The following is a 16,171-nucleotide window of genomic DNA, read 5'->3' as shown; positions in this document are numbered from 1 at the left end:
GAATATCACGGAAGAGTTCACCGTCACCGGTCGAGACGGTAGACGACGAGTTGCCGATGCTCCAAATAGTAATTTAACTTCGAGTCGGTGTCGACGACGCTATCGATAAGTGAAACGACGCTGTATTCATACGAATCGGTCCGATAGACAGGGGTCGCATCCTCACGTGGGAACTCATCCCACGTTGGGTCGGGGTAGACGACGTAGACAGTACTGGACGAATTCTCTACTGCCGACGTCAACGCCGACTCAGATAGACTGGAGACGTGATAACTCTGCACCGAGTCGACAGGGACGGTGTCACGAAGATACCACTGGACTGGCGGCCGGTACTCGTTCATGACTAGAATAGTCGCTCCGTCTGCTCCATTTGCTTCAAGGTAGGTTGCGACTTCCTTTGCGTTCGTATCGCCACCACCGTTGACAACCGAATACTCGCCGGAGAGTTCGAAGAGGACGATTGCTCCCGAGAATACCCCGATGACGAGAATAACCACAATCGCAATGTGGAGTGTACCGTCGTCTTCAGACAGTTGGTTCCAGACGATTTCGAGGCCTCGGAATGCAAGTAGCGCAATTGGCGGGGCTAGCGCGACAGCGTAGTATTGGTGACTTCGAGGTGTTCGATAAAGAACGAATGCACCGTAGATGAATATCCACGACCAGAGAATGCCACTTCTGTCGAGGGCCAACGCGAGTCGTCGAGGAGAGAACCCAACACGCTTGACGGTGTCAACGAGTTGTGTCCCTGCCAAGAACAAAACAGGGGGGGTAAATCCGAGAAGACCGGCGATTGCGACGAGCAGGGGGAGGTTCGCAAACGGTACAGTTCGGCCGAATAATTCGTCTTCCCACGTCGAGACAAACACCTGGGGTTCGAGGGTGTAATTGACCCAAAACCACCAAGCGAGCGGGAGGAGGGCGATGATTGCCACGGTGGCAACGATGGCTCCATTCGTGACGATACGTCGGTGTGAGTCCCCCCGAACAAGAGCCCAAAGCAGGAGTATAGGTGGAATTAGTATCGCGGGTTGCTTCGCTGCGAATGCGGCGGCAAACGTAGTGCCACCGACGACGAGCCATCGATTAAGGTTACGTTCGTATCCTCTGACAATACTCGTAATCGAGAGTGTGAACAGCAGCAGCATCGTCATGTCGGTCTGAGCTCGCCCCGCGTAAAGCTGGAAGAACGGGAGGAGGGTAAGTCCGAGGGCACCACCGAGTGCGAGGAGTTTTCGTCGGAACACCTCAATTCCTAAGAAGTAGGTCGCGACGACCGTTCCGGCAGCAGCGAGGATACTCGTGAACCGCGCAACGAGCGCTGACTCTCTAACGACCAAAAAGAACACAGAGATGAGGTACGGATACAGCGGGGGAACATTGTAGATGTACGACTCACCGTATCGGGGCACGACCGGATGACTGAGGAATCCGCGAGCAATCAGAGCGTAGTGTCCTTCGTTCCACCCGTGGTGGAAGTTGTAGGCCGACTGGGTCGCAAGTATAGTCCGTAAGAAGACGAAGGAGACGACGACAGCTACCAGAACGAGCCGTGGCTTCGTCTTGAGACGCGAAATTACATCAGACATTAGTTGTTGTCAAGTACTTTCTTCGATGTCCTACCATCAACTTGCTCGGAGCGCTGGCGGAAATACGCACGAGACCGGAATCCGATGTGAACCGTACAAATTGCACCGACGACGTACACGACTGCCACGCGAACGAAGTGGTCAACCAATCCGAGTGTCATCGCGACTTGATTACTGACGCCGAACAGCGACAAGATGGCGGTAATCGTCGCTTCATACGTCCCGATGCCAGCAGGTGTCAGCGGGACTGCCTGTGCGACGAATGCACCTACTGCCGTCGTGACGGTTGCCACACTAGTCAGGTCAAGTCCCAGTGCTCGCCCACTGAAGTAAATCGTACTCACTTCTAGGAGCCACACAGGAGCAGAGAGGAACGTCGAGAGGACGAGCGCGTACGGATTTCTCATTAGGCGATGCAGCATCCGATTTAGACTCCGGATTCCACCAGCGAGACTCGGGAATCGATCACCGAATCGTTCGACTAGGTGGCCACTACCGAAAGAGAGTACTACCAGTCCGACGACGAGTATCGCTGCGATTGCGAATGCGGACGCTGCAAGATAGTCCGATCGGGGGACATCAACGAATAACAGTGAGATGGTTATCATTGCTACACCCAGCGTGATCATATCAAGGGCTCGCTCAACAACAATGAGTCCACCACTAACACTGACGGGAACATCCTCAGTCGACTTTAACGAGAGTGCACGAACCGCATCACCAGCGCGTGCGGGGAGAATGAAATTGACGAACCAACCAGTCATGATGCTCCGAAAGACGCCACCCCGACTCGCGATATCCCCCGCTGACCGTAACAGAACACGATATCGCCACGTTCTAAACGCGAACGAGCCGACGTACGCAGTTGCCCCGACAGCGAGCCACCCGATGTTGGCGCTGAAGATATCAGTAAATACGCCATCGAATCCCGAAAGTGAGAACAAGGCGAAAAGGATGAGGATCCCGAACGACGCCGCTCCAACGATTGTTGCTTTTGAGCCGCTAAATACCGATCCAAATAGGTCCCGTAATCCAACGACATTACCGAGAACAAACATTTCCGCAGCTCGCTCGAGATATAGCGGTCCCTTCTTCGTTGCGTTCAGTTTACTCACCCCTTCGTCTCGACTCCGCCAAGACACTGGAACTTCCGTACTCTCAAATCCAAGGATATGTGCTCTCAACGGGAGTTCTGCGGTTAAATCAAAGCTCTCAGACGAGAGTGTATCGACGTTGACCTCTTCGATGACCTGACGGCGGTAGGCAGTAAACGCATTTGTCACATCTCGTGCTTGTACCCCGAATGTAAGCCGGATTAGATTATTGAACCCGCGATTGTACAGCAGTTTGAGCGGTGGGTAACCATCGACACTACCTCCATTGACGAACCGAGAGCCATAGGCAACGTCGTAGCCTGATTCGATGGCGCAAACCAGTTTTGGTACGTCCGCAGGATCGTCGGAGAGGTCTCCCATAAACGGGATGATGATATCTCCAGATGCGACTTTCAACCCCGCTTTAATCGCGTTTCCGAAGCCGCCGTTCTCGGTACGATGTACAGGAGTGACTGAGCTATATTCTTGACCGAGTTGGTCAACTATCTCAGGAGTCTTATCGGTGCTATTGTCATCTACGAGCACGATCTCAAATGTGTGAGAAAACTCTGGAGGAGAGAGTTCCGATATCACGCGGTTGGTCAATCGCGTCAAATTTCCCGCCTCGTTGTGTGCAGGAACGACGAGTGAGACCTTCATTAGCAATCGGATTGTGAGTTTCGTTTAAAAGGTTTGTCGTGTGATATTCACAATAAGATACCCCTTTGTGTCAATAGGTAGCATTGGACGCGGAGGGTTTTAGATAGAGGGATGAAATTTCGTTTCCATGAAAGCCATCATTCCAGCAGCGGGGCAAGGGACACGGCTCTACCCTCAGACGCATACTAAACCAAAAGGGATGGTTCGGTTGGCTGGAAAGCCGATTCTCGGACATATCCTCCAGAATATTGCTGAGACGAGTGTCAAAGAAGTCGTCGTCATTGTCGGTGGGACAATGAAAGAACAGATCATCGAATACGTTCAGACTGCGTTCTCCGACCGATTTACCTTCGATTTTGTTGAGCAAGAAGATGCAAAAGGCCTTGGCCACAGTATCTATCAGGCCGAACCGGTCGCCCGCAGTGACGAGTTACTTATCGCACTCGGAGACATGCTCTTCGAAAATGGATTCGACACGTTCCTGAGTGCCCACGACGAACTTCCGAAGAGCGACGGAAGTATCGGTGTGAAGGAGGTCGCCGAACCGAGTCGTTACGGCGTTGTCGAGACGAACAGGGACAACGCAGTCAGCCGACTCGTCGAGAAGCCTGAGGACCCACCTTCGAACTTCGCTATTAGTGGCGTGTATATCATCGAAAACTCGAACGCACTGTTTGACGCGCTCGGGTATCTAATCAACAACGATATCAGAGGTGCCGGCAACGAGTTCCAGTTGACTGATGCACTCCAGCGGATGGTCGAACAGGGGCACAACCTCCGCACGTTCGAAGTCGAAGACTGGTACGATTGTGGTCGCCCTGAGACCCTTCTGAAGGCCAACCGCGTCCTCCTCGAACGGACTGATGCAGACGGAGAGGAAAAGCTCAGTGACTCCGTAATTATCCCACCGATTGACGCTGGGGAAGGCATCACTGTTGAGGCAAGTGTCATCGGCCCGTACGTGAGTATCGACGACGGTGCAACGATAGAACAGAGTATCGTCGCCAACAGTATTGTTGGAAAGGACGCCGTCTTACAGGGTGTCAACATCGACGAGAGCATCATCGGGAGCAACGCAGACGTTCAGAGCGAGGCAAACAACCTCAACGTCGGTGATAACAGCAGTATAAATTTCTAACCGATGTCGGAAAAGAGAAGTGCATCAGAAAAGCAATCACAAGCAATGGAGCACGCAGTCGTAACCGGTGGTGCGGGGTTTCTTGGAAGTCATCTCGTCGATAGTCTCCTTGAAGATGGGTGTCGAGTCACTGTCCTCGACAATTATGGGAGCGGTCGCCCTGAGAACCTATCGCACGTAGAGTCATCGCAGTTGACTGTCCAGAAACACGACGTTCGAGATACGTTCCCGGAGTTCGACGACGTGGACATCGTCTATCACCTAGCGTCACGCGCAAGTCCAGACGACTTCGGCTCACACGCCGTCGAGATTGCGATGACGAATAGCCAGGGGACCGAACGCGCACTCGAATGTGCTCGCGAATACGACGCCCGTGCACTCATCGCATCGACGAGCGAAGTGTACGGAAATCCAGAAGAACACCCTCAGTCGGAGACATACAACGGTAACGTCAATATCAGGGGTCCACGAGCGCCCTACGACGAGTCGAAGCGGTTCTCTGAGGCGCTCGCAGTCGCGTACGAACAGAAATATCGTATGGACATCCGGACGGTCAGAATCTTCAACACCTACGGTCCTCGGATGGATCCCCACGACGGTCGCGTGATTCCGAACTTCCTGTCGCAGGCGATCCGAGGTGAAGACTTGACTATCTACGGTGACGGCAGTCAAACCCGGAGTTTTTGTTATGTATCCGATCTAATTTCGGGAATCCGGAACGTTGCTGATGCACCTCCGGAGGCTGCTGCAGGCGACGTGTTCAACGTCGGAAACACCGAAGAGATATCCATTCAAACGCTCGCTGAAGTCATCCTCAAAGTCGTCGACACCGACTCTGGTGTGACCTACAAGTCCCTCCCTCAGGACGACCCAGAGGTTCGTCGTCCAGACATCTTCAAGATTACGTCAGAACTCAGTTGGGAACCGTCTATCTCCCTCCGAACGGGTCTCGAACGAACAGTACCGTACTTCGAAGGCCGACTAGCCGACGACTAAAGACGCTTCCCAACTTTGTTCGCTATCACAGCGAATGAATGGCTTTTTGCCGTGTGGCTTTACACACTCTCGCATGACGAACGTTCTCGTGACTGGGGGTGCTGGATTCATCGGAAGTCACATCGTTGACGAACTTGTCGATGAAGGCTACGATGTCACCGTTGTCGACAATCTCACCGAGCAGGTCCATGACGGGCAACCGAACTACCTCAACGACGAGGCTGAGTACGTCTGGGGAGATGTCCGAGACAGAGAGTTGATGACAGAACTTCTGGAGGATGCGGACGTGTTGAACCACCAGGCCAGTGCCGTTGGTGTCGGCCAGTCGATGTATGAAATTGAAAAGTACGTTGAGGTCAACACGCTGGCGACCGCACGTATCCTTGACATCATCGTCAACGAAGGGATCGACCTCGAGAAAGTCATCGTCGCCGCTTCGATGTCCTCGTACGGTGAGGGTGCATACCGATGCACCGAGGAAGACGAGATTCGGTATCCCCCGCTGCGTGACGGTGAGCAGATGAAAGCTGGACAGTGGGAACATATTTGTTCCGAGTGTGGTGCGGAACTAGAACCAATCCCCACATCAGAGTCGAAACCACGTGAGAGCACAAGTGTCTACGCCATCTCGAAGAAAGATCAGGAGGAACTGACTCTCTCCGTCTGCAGAGCGTACGACATTCCAGCTGTCGCACTTCGGTACTTCAATATATACGGTAGCAGGCAGTCACTCGACAACCCGTACACCGGGGTCTGTGCTATCTTCTCGAGTCGGATCAAGAACGACAACCCACCGCTCATTTTCGAGGACGGAGAGCAAACGCGTGATTTCATCCACGTCAGCGACGTCGCCCGTGCAAATCGATTCGCGATGGAATCTGATGCTTCCGACGTTGCTCTCAACATCGGGAGTGGCAACCCAAAGACAATCGAGGGAATCGCACAGACGCTCATAGAACTCTACGGCAAAGAAGACAGCCTCGAACCCGAGATTGCCAACGACTTCCGTCAGGGTGACATCCGACACTGCTTCGCGGACACATCAATCGCGGCCGAGAAGATAGGTTTTGAAACCGAAGTGAAGTTCAAAGAGGGGATGAGAGAACTCGTTAGGTGGGGGCGAGAGCAAGACGCAGAAGATCGCTTCGAAGAGGCCCACGCGGAACTCGAAGAGAAAGGGTTGGTCGGAGAGGATTAAACACCAACCGGGTCTCGAATTAACACGCGTCCCTGCAAACGATGATGAGTAAATGATTTCACCTCCTGTTCTCAGTCATTCCACATGAGCAAACCAGAGACGGTCCTCGTCACGGGCGGCGCGGGCTTCGTTGGCAGTCACGCAGTCGAATACTACGCAGAACAAGGCGCTGACGTCACCGCACTCGACAACCTAAGCCGAATCGAGACCCTCGAAAAGGCAGACGAGAGCCGGAACACCGCAGCATACAACTGGAATTTCATCGACGAGAACTACCCCGACGTCGATCTCGTTGAAGCTGACATCCGCGACGCTGATACGCTCGAATCCATCGTCGAAGGGCACGACGCCATCGTTCACACCGCTGGCCAAGTTGCAGTCACGGCTTCGCTGACCGACCCACGGACGGATTTCGAAGTGAATGCCGAAGGGACGTTCAATGTCCTCGAAGCTGCACGGAAAGCAGACAGCGACCCTGCGGTGGTGCTCGCCTCGACGAACAAAGTGTACGGAAACAACGTCAACGACATCCCCGTCCGCGAAGAAGAGAGTCGCTACTGGTACGATGACCCAGACTTCGATCAGGGAATCCCTGAGTCCCTCTCTATCGATGGGTGCGAACACACACCATACGGTGTCTCGAAACTCGCAGCTGACCTCTACGTGCAGGACTATACAAAGCGAAACGAAGTGCAGGCAGCAGCGTTCCGCATGAGTTGTATCTATGGGACACGCCAGTTCGGAAATGAAGATCAGGGATGGGTCGCTCACTTTGCAATTAGTACGCTCAACGACGAACCGCTGACCATCTTCGGAGACGGAAAGCAGGTTCGTGACGTCCTCTATGTGAAAGATCTCGTTCGCGCCTATGACGCATTCCTCTCAGACCCTGACGGCAAGTCCGCGGTCTACAACATGGGTGGGGGCACGGAGAACACTACGAGTCTCCTCGAATTCCTCGACCTCCTCGAAGAAAAGTCTGATAAGCGAACCGACATCTCCTTCGACGAGTGGCGTGAAGGAGACCAAAAGGTGTACGTCTCGGACACGTCCCGAGCACGGGATGAACTCGACTGGGAACCAAGAGTCGACTTCGAGGAAGGAATCGAGCGGTACGTCGACTGGTACGAGAGTCGGTGATCGTCGGGTAACCGTGTGACGAAACGTGGATTTCTTGAGAGTAAGTGACATGCCTAGAGGAGAAGTTTTGAAGACCGACTTTCACAAGACTTATGCGCGTTTTCCGAATCCATCGAAGCAATGAGCGTAGACTCTGAACGTACAGAGGGCCTTGATTCTCAGTCGGTCCTCGAACTGTTCAAAGACTGGTATCACGTCCCCGCCCTCCTCGTGATATTAGTCACTATGTTGGCTATTCGTCTCCGGTCGTACAGTAATTTCATCAGGGATGGTGATGTCCTTTTCTCGGGAAACGACGCGTGGTACCACCTCCGCGAAGTTTCGTACACGGTTCGAAATTGGCCCTCTACAATGCCGTTCGACCCGTGGACGAACTTCCCGTTCGGGACGAGTGTCGGCCAGTTCGGCACTATCTACGACCAAATAATTGCGACGGTCGCACTCATCGTTGGACTCGGGAGCCCCTCCACGGATTTGATCGCGAAGACGCTCCTCGTCGCCCCGGCAGTCTTTGGTACGCTCGTCGCCATTCCAACGTTCTTGATCGGCCGCAGACTTGGCGGACGCCTCGGTGGCCTTTTGGGCGTCGTCATCCTGATGCTCCTACCCGGAACCTTCCTTCAACGTGGTCTCGTCGGATTCGCAGACCACAACATCGCCGAGCCGTTCTTCCAAGGTTTCGCAGTCCTCGCGGTTATGATTGCTCTTCGTGTCGCAGACCGGGAAAAACCCGTCTGGGAGCTCGTTGAGGCCCGCGACTTAGACGCCCTCCGCGACCCCCTCAAGTGGTCCGTGCTTGCTGGCGTTGCCATGGCGGTCTACATGTGGTCGTGGCCGCCAGGCATCCTCCTCGTTGGCATCTTTGGTCTCTTTTTGATGCTTGCGATGGTTTCTGACTTTGTTCGTGGGCAGTCTCCCGAACATGTCGCGTTCGTCGGTGTCGTCTCGACGCTCGTCACCGGCGCTTGATGTTTGTCCCACTGTCCGATACTTCGTTCAGTATTACCCAATTCAGCCTCATTCAACCGCTGTTCTCGTTCGGTATCGCTCTCGGTGCTTGCTTCCTTGCCGCACTCGCTCGCTGGTGGGAGTCGAACGATATCGATGGCCGAGGATACCCCATTGCTGTTGCTGTCATCGGCCTCGTTGCTATGGCATTACTAGCTGTCATTCTCCCTGATGCTTTCAGCCAGATCACAACTAACTTCCTCCGCACGGTCGGCTTCAGCGCCGGTGCAGCCACTCGGACCATCGGAGAGGCACAACCGTTCCTCGCAGCAAACGTACTCCAGTCGAGCGGGCAGACTGCTGTCAGCCGTATCATGTCCGAATACGGGTTCACCTTCTTCACAGGAGCTCTCGCAGCAGTTTGGCTCGTCGCTAAACCACTCGTCAAGGGTGGAAACTCGCGGAAGATTGGATACGTCACCGGGAGCCTGATTCTCATCGGAGTACTCTTCTTGGTACCGGCGCTTCCGGCAGGGCTCGGCAGTGCCCTCGGCGTCGAATCGTCGCTCGTCAGTCTCGCCATCGTCACCGCACTCATCGTGGGCGCGTTGATGCAAGCCGACTACGAGAGCGAACATCTGTTTATCCTCGTGTGGGCAGCGATCATCACTTCGGCAGCGTTCACGCAGGTTCGTTTCAACTACTACCTCGCGGTGGTCGTCGCGGTGATGAACGCCTACCTCCTCCGAGAAGTTCTCGGAATCGAATTCATCGGCCTCGCGACCGCCGATCGCCTCTCGGACGTCTCATATGGACAGGTCGCAGCAGTCGTGATTGCCGTCCTCCTCATCCTCACGCCCGTCCTCATCGTCCCGATCCAACTCGGTAACGGCGGCGTGTCTCAGAACGCCATGCAAGCGTCCCAGACCGGACCAGGAACCGTCACGCAGTGGGACGGAAGCCTCTCCTGGATGCAGAACAACACGCCCGCAGAAGGCGAGTTCGGCGGTGCATCGAACCAGATGGAGTACTACGGGACGTACGAGCACGCAGACGACTTCGACTATCCGGACGGTTCGTACGGCGTCATGTCCTGGTGGGACTACGGTCACTGGATTACCGTCCTCGGCGAACGCATCCCGAACGCGAACCCGTTCCAAGAAGGTGCCACCGAGGCAGCGAACTACCTCCTCGCCGAAGACGAACAGCAGGCCGAATCGGTTCTCAGCTCGATGGGTGACGACGGCGAAGGCGACCAGACCCGCTACGTCATGGTCGACTGGCAGATGGCATCGACCGACTCGAAGTTCAGCGCTCCGACCGTCTTCTACGACGAGTCGAACGTCTCCACGTCGGACTTCTACAGTCCGATGTATCGGCTGCAAGAGCAGAACGGGCAGACGACTATCGCCGCCGCATCGAACGTCAAGGACCAGCGTTACTACGAGAGCCTGATGGTTCGGCTCTACGCGTACCACGGCAGCGCCCGCGAGGCGTCGCCGATCGTCGTCGATTGGGAAGAGCGCACGTCCGCCGACGGTTCGGTGACGTTCAAAGTGACGCCCTCGGACGGGCAGGCGGTCAGGGTGTTCGATAACATGACCGCAGCAGAGGAGTACGTCGCGAACGACCCGACCTCACAGATCGGTGGTCTCGGCACGTTCCCCGAGGAGCGCGTTGCCGCGCTCGAACACTACCGCCTCGTGAAGTCCTCGAACAGTTCGGCGCTCCGCTCGGGAGCTTACCAGAACTCCATCGTCAGGGAGGGCAACACCTACGGCATCCAGCCGCAGGCGCTCGTCCCCAACAACCCCTCGTGGGTCAAGACGTTCGAGCGCGTCCCCGGCGCGACGGTCGAAGGCAGCGGTGCCCCGGCCAACGCGACGGTGACCGCGCGCGTCCAGATGCGCGACCTGACCACGGGCACGAACTTCACCTACACGCAGCAGGCGCAGACCGACGCCGACGGTGAGTTCACGATGACGCTCCCGTACTCCACGACCGGCTACGACGAGTACGGGCCGAACAACGGCTACACGAACGTCAGCGTCCGCGCGACGGGCGGCTACGCGTTCACCGGCCCGACGTCGGTCGCCGGGAACAACACCGTCGTCAGCTACCAGGCGGAGAACGTCGCCGTCGAGGAGGGCCTCGTCAACGGTGCCGAAGACGGTGCCGTGCAGGTCACCCTCGAACGGAACGAGGAGGAACTCGACCTGACCGGGAACTCCTCGTCGGACGACTCGCAGACGAACGAGTCGGCGCCGACCTCGGCGTCAGTCGACGCCGGCGCGGTCACGGTCGCTCCGTAACGAAACGAACGGCGATGCTGGCGGCTTTTTGTCTTTTTCGAGGCCGATTCAGAGAGTGATTCGTGGGGGCCTTAGACGAGCGACTCGTAGTCGATGCCGTCGCGTCGAGTGACGATGCGGCGGCCGTCGATGACGACGGGCGAGCGCATGGCGTCGAACTCGTCGTCGAGCGCCGCGAACTCGTCCCAGTCGGTCGCGACGAGCGCCGCATCGGCGCCCGCGAGCGCGTCTGCGGCCGAGTCGGTGTACTCGATGTCGGGGAACCGCTCGCGCATGTTTTCGGTTGCGACGGGGTCGTACCCGACGACGTCGGCTCCGGCGTCGAGGAGCGAACCGATGAGTAACGTCGCCCGCGACTTCCGGATGTCGTCGGTGCCGGGCTTGAACGCGAGCCCGAGCACGGCGACGCGCGTGCCGTCGAGGTCGACGCGCTCACGGAGGAGGCCGAGCATTCGCTCTGGTTGGCCGTCGTTCACGTCGACGGCGGCCTGCAAAAGGCGCGGTTCGTAGCCCCGACCGCGGGCGGCGGCGATGATCGCGGCCGTGTCCTTCGGGAAGCACGACCCGCCCCAACCGAGACCCGCACCGAGGAACGCCGAGCCGATACGGGCGTCGAGACCAATGGTCTCCAACACCTCCGCGGAGTCGACGCCGAACTCCTTGCAGATGTTCGCGAGGTCGTTGGCGAGGCTGATCTTCGACGCGAGGAAGGCGTTGTTGGCGTACTTTATCATCTCGGCTTCGCTGATTCCGGTCTCGACGACCGGCGGGTTCCCGGCGCGTTCGACGAGCGGGGCGAAAATCTCGGCGAGTCGCTCGTGCGCTCGGTCGGTCTGTGCGCCGAGGACAATTTTGTCCGGGGCGAGGAAGTCGTCGACGGCGGTTCCCTCGCGGAGGAATTCGGGATTCATCGCGATGTCGAACCCCTCGCCGACGCGTTTCCCGGACGCCTCCTCGATTCGCGGTCCGATGACGTCGACCGTCGTCGTCGGAACGACCGTACTCTTGGTGACCACGAGATGCGCGCCGTCTTTCCGCGCCAGCGTCTCGCCGAGCGACGTCGCCGCGGCCTTCATCGCGCCGAGGTCGATACTGCCGTCGTCGTTCGACGGGGTCGGGAGGGCGAGAAACGTCGCATCCGTGTCGAGAACCTCGTCGTAGTCGGTCGTCGCCCGGAGTCGGTCTCCCGCGTGCCGTTCGACGAGTTCGGTCAGGCCGGGCTCGTGAATCGGGCACCGGCCCTCGTTCAACGCCCGAACGATATCGTCGTCGATGTCGACGTTGACGACGTGGTGACCGAGCTCCGCGAAGCAGGCCGCGACCGTCGTGCCGACGTACCCGCTGCCGATGATGCTGAGCTTCATTGACAGAGTTGTGAGCGCCGTGAGCTTTGATTCTTTCCGAGTACGGCTCACTCCCGAGCGCACGGACTCTCGAACGGTGGACTGATATCCTCCCCGAGAGAGCATCCGACAACGCAATGTCGAGGAACTCAGACGGGTCGACAGCCCGTTTCTCGTGGCTTCTCATCTACCTGAAAGGCGTCTGTATGGGGGCCGCCGACGCCGTGCCGGGCGTCTCGGGCGGAACTATCGCGCTCATCACTGGCATCTACGAACGGCTCATCGGCGCGGTGACGGCCATCACGCCCGGTCGAATCAAGCGCGCGCTCGGCGTCGTCGTCCCCGGACGCAGAGCCGACGCCATCGACGCGATGCGCGAAGTCGATATCGGCTTTCTGCTCGCGCTCGGCGCGGGTATCGCCACCGCCATCGTGACCGTGATGCGCGTTCTCCACATCGCGCTCAACGAGGCACCGGTCCCGACGTACGGCTTTTTCTTCGGGCTCATCGCCGCCTCGGCGGTTGTCCTGTACGCGCAGGTCTCGCTCGACGGCCCCCGACAAATCGCGGCCGCCGTCACCGGCTTCGGCATCGCCTTCATCGCCTCCGGCGGCGGTGCCGGGGTGGCCGGACACTCGCTCCCAGCCATCGCGTTCGCCGGCGGCATCGCCGTCAGCGCGATGATTCTGCCCGGCGTCTCGGGGTCGCTCCTCCTGTTGATTCTCGGCCAGTACGAGTACATGACCGCAGCGCTCAACACGTTCCTCGACAGCCTCATCGACGTCGCCGGCGGCGCGCCGCTGTCGGTCGTCGTCGAACCGGGAACGATCGTCGTCACGTTCATGCTCGGGGCCGTCGTCGGCCTGTTCACCATCGCGCACGCCGTCCGCTGGGCGCTCGAACACCACCGACGGGCGACGCTCGCGTTCCTCGTGAGCCTCATCGTCGGGGCGCTGCGCGCGCCGGTGGTGAAGAGCACGGAGGAGCTCGTCGCCGCGGGGGAGTCGTGGACGACCGGACTGTACGCCACGTTCGGCGTGGCGGCCGTCGTCGGCGCGGCAGTGGTCCTGCTCGTCGACCGCTACACGGACGTCATCGAGTCCTGAACGGGAGCGCAGTCGCCACCGCCGCGCCGGGGCGACGACTCCCGTGAGAAGGAAGTCGGACGGTTACGGGCGGACCCGGACTATGCGGCTCGCGCGAACGACACTCACTCGCGGGCGACGGCGATGTTTCGAACCGACCCGCCGCAGTCCGGGCACGACGACAGGTGAGTCTCGCTCACTGTCCGCGTGCGACAGGAGCGACACTCGTAGTAGCCCTCCGTCGAACGATAGTCGTCGATGACTGAGTTATTCAATACCATGAGTGAGAGTACCACAGATTCGGTGGTAAGCGTTGTCCTGATATTCACCAAATTACTCTAGGATGTTAATATTATCCGGCGTCGAGCATCTCGAACGGGAAACAAATGGGAGACAGGAACCAATACTGTTCAGTTCACCTGAGGCGGCGGCGTGGGTTCGCTGACGGAGCGGCGTCAGCGACGGGCGACGCAGACGAACGTCTCGCGTCGCGTCTCGCCGTGAGAGACGGTGAAGTCGGCCGATTCGAGCGCCGAGACGGCGTCGCCGAGGCCGAACCGCTCATCGCGCGGCGGGCCGTCCTCGCCCGGGCCGGCTGTGGACCAATCGACCACGACCACACTGCCGCCGGGGCGGACGACGCGGGCGAGTTCCGCGAGGGCGTCGTCGGTGGCGAACTCGTGGTACGTCATCGTCGAGAAGGCGGCATCGAGGTGGTCGTCGTCGAGCGGGAGCGACGCCACGTCGGCCGTGACGAACTCGACGTTGTCGGGCGCGCCCTTCTCGCGGTAGTAGTCGTGCATGACCTCCTGTACGTCCACGGCGTAGAGCGTGCCGACGAAGGGGGCGACCTCGTCGGTGAAAAAGCCGGTCCCGCTCCCGAGGTCGGCGACGACGCGGTCGGGGCCGACGCCGAGGTGCGACAGCAGTTCCTCCCGCGAGACGAAGCGGAATCGCGCGGGGTCGTCGAGCTTCGCCGCCCTGTCGGCGTCGAAGGTATGAAAGCCCATGCGAACACCTCCGCGCCCCGTCCCGTAAGTCCCATCGGTTCCGGGCGATGCGTGTTCGTCCCGCGCACAACCGACTCGTCGAGTTCGGGTCGGAGGGGAGGCGTTCGAGGACCGACCGCGAAACTGCCGACGGCGATGGGCTTTTTTGCCCGGAAATCGGTCTCACACGTATGGAACCCCAACTTCGACGGCCGACGCGACGCGTCTGCGAGCGCTGTGGTCGGGTGGAACGCTGGGACGACGACGCCGCGACGTGGCTCGTCGCCGAAGCGGACGGCGAAAAACAGGTCGGAAGCGCCTACTGTATCCACGAGTGGGATATCAACGGGCGCTTCGCACCCTTCGAGGAACCGGCCTGAGACGTCGTTTGACCCCGTTACCGGGGCGTTCGGGGTAGTCCCAGTCCCGACGGACGGAGCGACCGCACCGCGGTCGTCTGAGTGGTCGGGCGACAGTCGTCGGCGGGGCGGGCGGAGCGGACGCCTACTCGTTTTCGCGGAGCGATTCGAGCACGGACAGCGTGCCGTCCATGTACGACTGGTCGAGCACCGTGTCGGCCGCCTCCTTGGCCACGTCGTCGGCGTTGGCGACGGCGAACGACCGCCCGGCGACGCCGAACGTCGAGGCGTCGTTGACGCTGTCGCCGACGGCGACGAACTCCTCGGGGTCGTAGTCCATCGTCTCGCAGACGCGTTCGAGGCCGACGCCCTTCTCGACTCCCGGCGTCTTGATGTGGTAGGCGAAGCCGGTGTCGATGACCTCAAGGTCGAACTCGTCTGCGACCTCGCGGAGGAGCGCCTCGTCGGCGTCGAGACGGGCGATGATTTCGGTCTCGCGCCATCGGTTTGCGGTGTCCGCGGCGTCCCACCCGAGATCGCCGCCGCGCGCGACGAACTCGTCGGCGGCGGCCTGCGCGGCCTCGCGGTCGCCGGTGAATGTCACCTCGCCGTCGGCGAGGACGACCCCGCCGTTCTCCGCGATGACCGTCTGGGGGAGTCCGAGGTAGTGACACAGCGAGACCGGATAGGGAAACGCCTTGCCGGTGGCGAGGATGACGGGGGCGTCCCACGACGGGAGCACTTCGAACGCGCGGGGGTCGAGGTGGCCATCCGCGTCGGTGAGCGTCCCGTCGATGTCGAGTACGAGCGGCGGAACCATACCCGGAGTTGGGAGACGGGGGAAAAAGGTTCAGCGGTCGGGGAGAACCGCGCCGCAGGTCGGGTTCGTCGTTTTCGACACTCAACGCTCGGCGTCGTCCAGCCCGCGGAACGCTAGCGTCGAGAAGTTCGGGATGGGTCGCGTCGCCGGCCGGCCCGGCCCGTCGGTGGAGTCGTCGTCAGAGACGCGCCGGACGATGCCGAGGTCCGAAAGCTCGTAGAGGACGCGGCGGACGGTCGCCGGCGACAGCGACACCCGCGGCGACGCGGCGATGTGCTCGGTCGCCGCCGAGACGGAGGCCGTCGCCTCGTCGTCGAGCGCGACGAACGCCCGGAGGACGCGGCGACGGCTCTCGGGGAGCGCGAACACGCGCCCCAGCGAGCAGCCGTCGTCAGGAACGGCGTCGATGCCGGCGCAGACGTACTCGGTGTCGATGGTCTCCGCGCCGTCGGCGGCGGCGAGCGTCGCCGCCCCGTAGAGCGCCGACAGCGCGTCGTGGG

The 16,171-nt window shown here is 59.4% G+C and carries 12 protein-coding genes and 2 pseudogenes; 7 read left to right on the top strand and 7 right to left on the bottom strand.

From position 1 onward, the window contains the following. Positions 1–23: 23 nt before the first annotated feature. Together ATB1_RS11350 and ATB1_RS11345 are read right to left on the bottom strand one after the other, a co-directional pair. Complete coding sequence (locus tag ATB1_RS11350) at positions 24–1,589, bottom strand: glycosyltransferase family 39 protein (RefSeq protein WP_042663816.1); 1,566 nt, start codon at positions 1,587–1,589, stop codon at positions 24–26. Further along, positions 1,589–3,343, bottom strand: a complete 1,755-nt coding sequence (locus ATB1_RS11345; protein ID WP_052367947.1) for a flippase-like domain-containing protein — start codon at positions 3,341–3,343, stop codon at positions 1,589–1,591. The genes ATB1_RS11350 and ATB1_RS11345 overlap by 1 nt, the downstream gene beginning before the upstream one ends. A gap of 127 nt (positions 3,344–3,470) precedes the next feature. Here ATB1_RS11345 and ATB1_RS11340 point away from each other — a divergent pair, with 127 nt between their 5' ends. The 5 genes and pseudogenes from ATB1_RS11340 to ATB1_RS11320 all read left to right on the top strand — a co-directional run bounded on the left by ATB1_RS11340 (position 3,471) and on the right by ATB1_RS11320 (position 11,075). Continuing rightward, positions 3,471–4,481, top strand: a complete 1,011-nt coding sequence (locus ATB1_RS11340; protein ID WP_042663815.1) for a sugar phosphate nucleotidyltransferase — start codon at positions 3,471–3,473, stop codon at positions 4,479–4,481. Between the two features lie 45 nt (positions 4,482–4,526). After that, a complete protein-coding gene (locus tag ATB1_RS11335; protein WP_042663814.1) occupies positions 4,527–5,477 on the top strand; it encodes an NAD-dependent epimerase/dehydratase family protein in 951 nt (316 codons plus the stop codon). A 73-nt stretch (positions 5,478–5,550) separates the two neighbouring features. Continuing rightward, positions 5,551–6,675, top strand: coding sequence for an SDR family NAD(P)-dependent oxidoreductase (locus ATB1_RS11330; protein WP_042663812.1), 1,125 nt, complete (start codon positions 5,551–5,553; stop codon positions 6,673–6,675). Positions 6,676–6,759: 84 nt separating this feature from the next. Next, positions 6,760–7,815 carry an NAD-dependent epimerase/dehydratase family protein gene (locus ATB1_RS11325; protein ID WP_042663811.1) on the top strand — a complete coding sequence of 352 codons (1,056 nt, stop codon included), beginning with the start codon at positions 6,760–6,762 and terminating at the stop codon, positions 7,813–7,815. Positions 7,816–7,935: 120 nt separating this feature from the next. Then, positions 7,936–11,075 (top strand): annotated as a pseudogene (locus ATB1_RS11320) (oligosaccharyl transferase, archaeosortase A system-associated). 71 nt (positions 11,076–11,146) lie between these two features. Here ATB1_RS11320 and aglM read toward each other — a convergent pair. After that, positions 11,147–12,439, bottom strand: coding sequence for a UDP-glucose 6-dehydrogenase AglM (gene aglM / locus ATB1_RS11315; RefSeq protein ID WP_042663810.1), 1,293 nt, complete (start codon positions 12,437–12,439; stop codon positions 11,147–11,149). A gap of 116 nt (positions 12,440–12,555) precedes the next feature. Here aglM and ATB1_RS11310 point away from each other — a divergent pair, with 116 nt between their 5' ends. Beyond that, positions 12,556–13,524, top strand: a complete 969-nt coding sequence (locus ATB1_RS11310) for a DUF368 domain-containing protein (RefSeq protein WP_042663831.1) — start codon at positions 12,556–12,558, stop codon at positions 13,522–13,524. 104 nt (positions 13,525–13,628) lie between these two features. On the opposite strand, the gene ATB1_RS21595 is transcribed toward ATB1_RS11310, so the two are convergent. Both ATB1_RS21595 and ATB1_RS11305 read right to left on the bottom strand, forming a co-directional pair. Further along, entirely contained in the window at positions 13,629–13,784 is a 156-nt protein-coding gene (locus ATB1_RS21595; RefSeq protein ID WP_128081458.1) for a rubrerythrin-like domain-containing protein, read from the bottom strand. Positions 13,785–13,958: 174 nt separating this feature from the next. Then, a complete protein-coding gene (locus tag ATB1_RS11305; protein WP_042663809.1) occupies positions 13,959–14,513 on the bottom strand; it encodes a class I SAM-dependent methyltransferase in 555 nt (184 codons plus the stop codon). A gap of 170 nt (positions 14,514–14,683) precedes the next feature. Between ATB1_RS11305 and ATB1_RS11300 the strand changes: the two genes are divergently transcribed. Beyond that, positions 14,684–14,872 (top strand): HEWD family protein, encoded by a 189-nt coding sequence (locus ATB1_RS11300; protein WP_042663830.1) that lies wholly within the window; start codon positions 14,684–14,686, stop codon positions 14,870–14,872. Positions 14,873–14,996: 124 nt separating this feature from the next. Here ATB1_RS11300 and ATB1_RS11295 read toward each other — a convergent pair whose 3' ends face one another. Next, a complete protein-coding gene (locus ATB1_RS11295; protein WP_042663807.1) occupies positions 14,997–15,671 on the bottom strand; it encodes a phosphoglycolate phosphatase in 675 nt (224 codons plus the stop codon). A gap of 81 nt (positions 15,672–15,752) precedes the next feature. Further along, positions 15,753–16,171, bottom strand: a pseudogene (locus ATB1_RS11290) (ATP-binding protein); the annotation flags it as partial.

Source organism: Haloferax sp. ATB1 (assembly GCF_000730175.1).
Note: the sequence above shows the minus strand (reverse complement) of the source record. Positions and strands in the feature narration are given on the sequence as shown.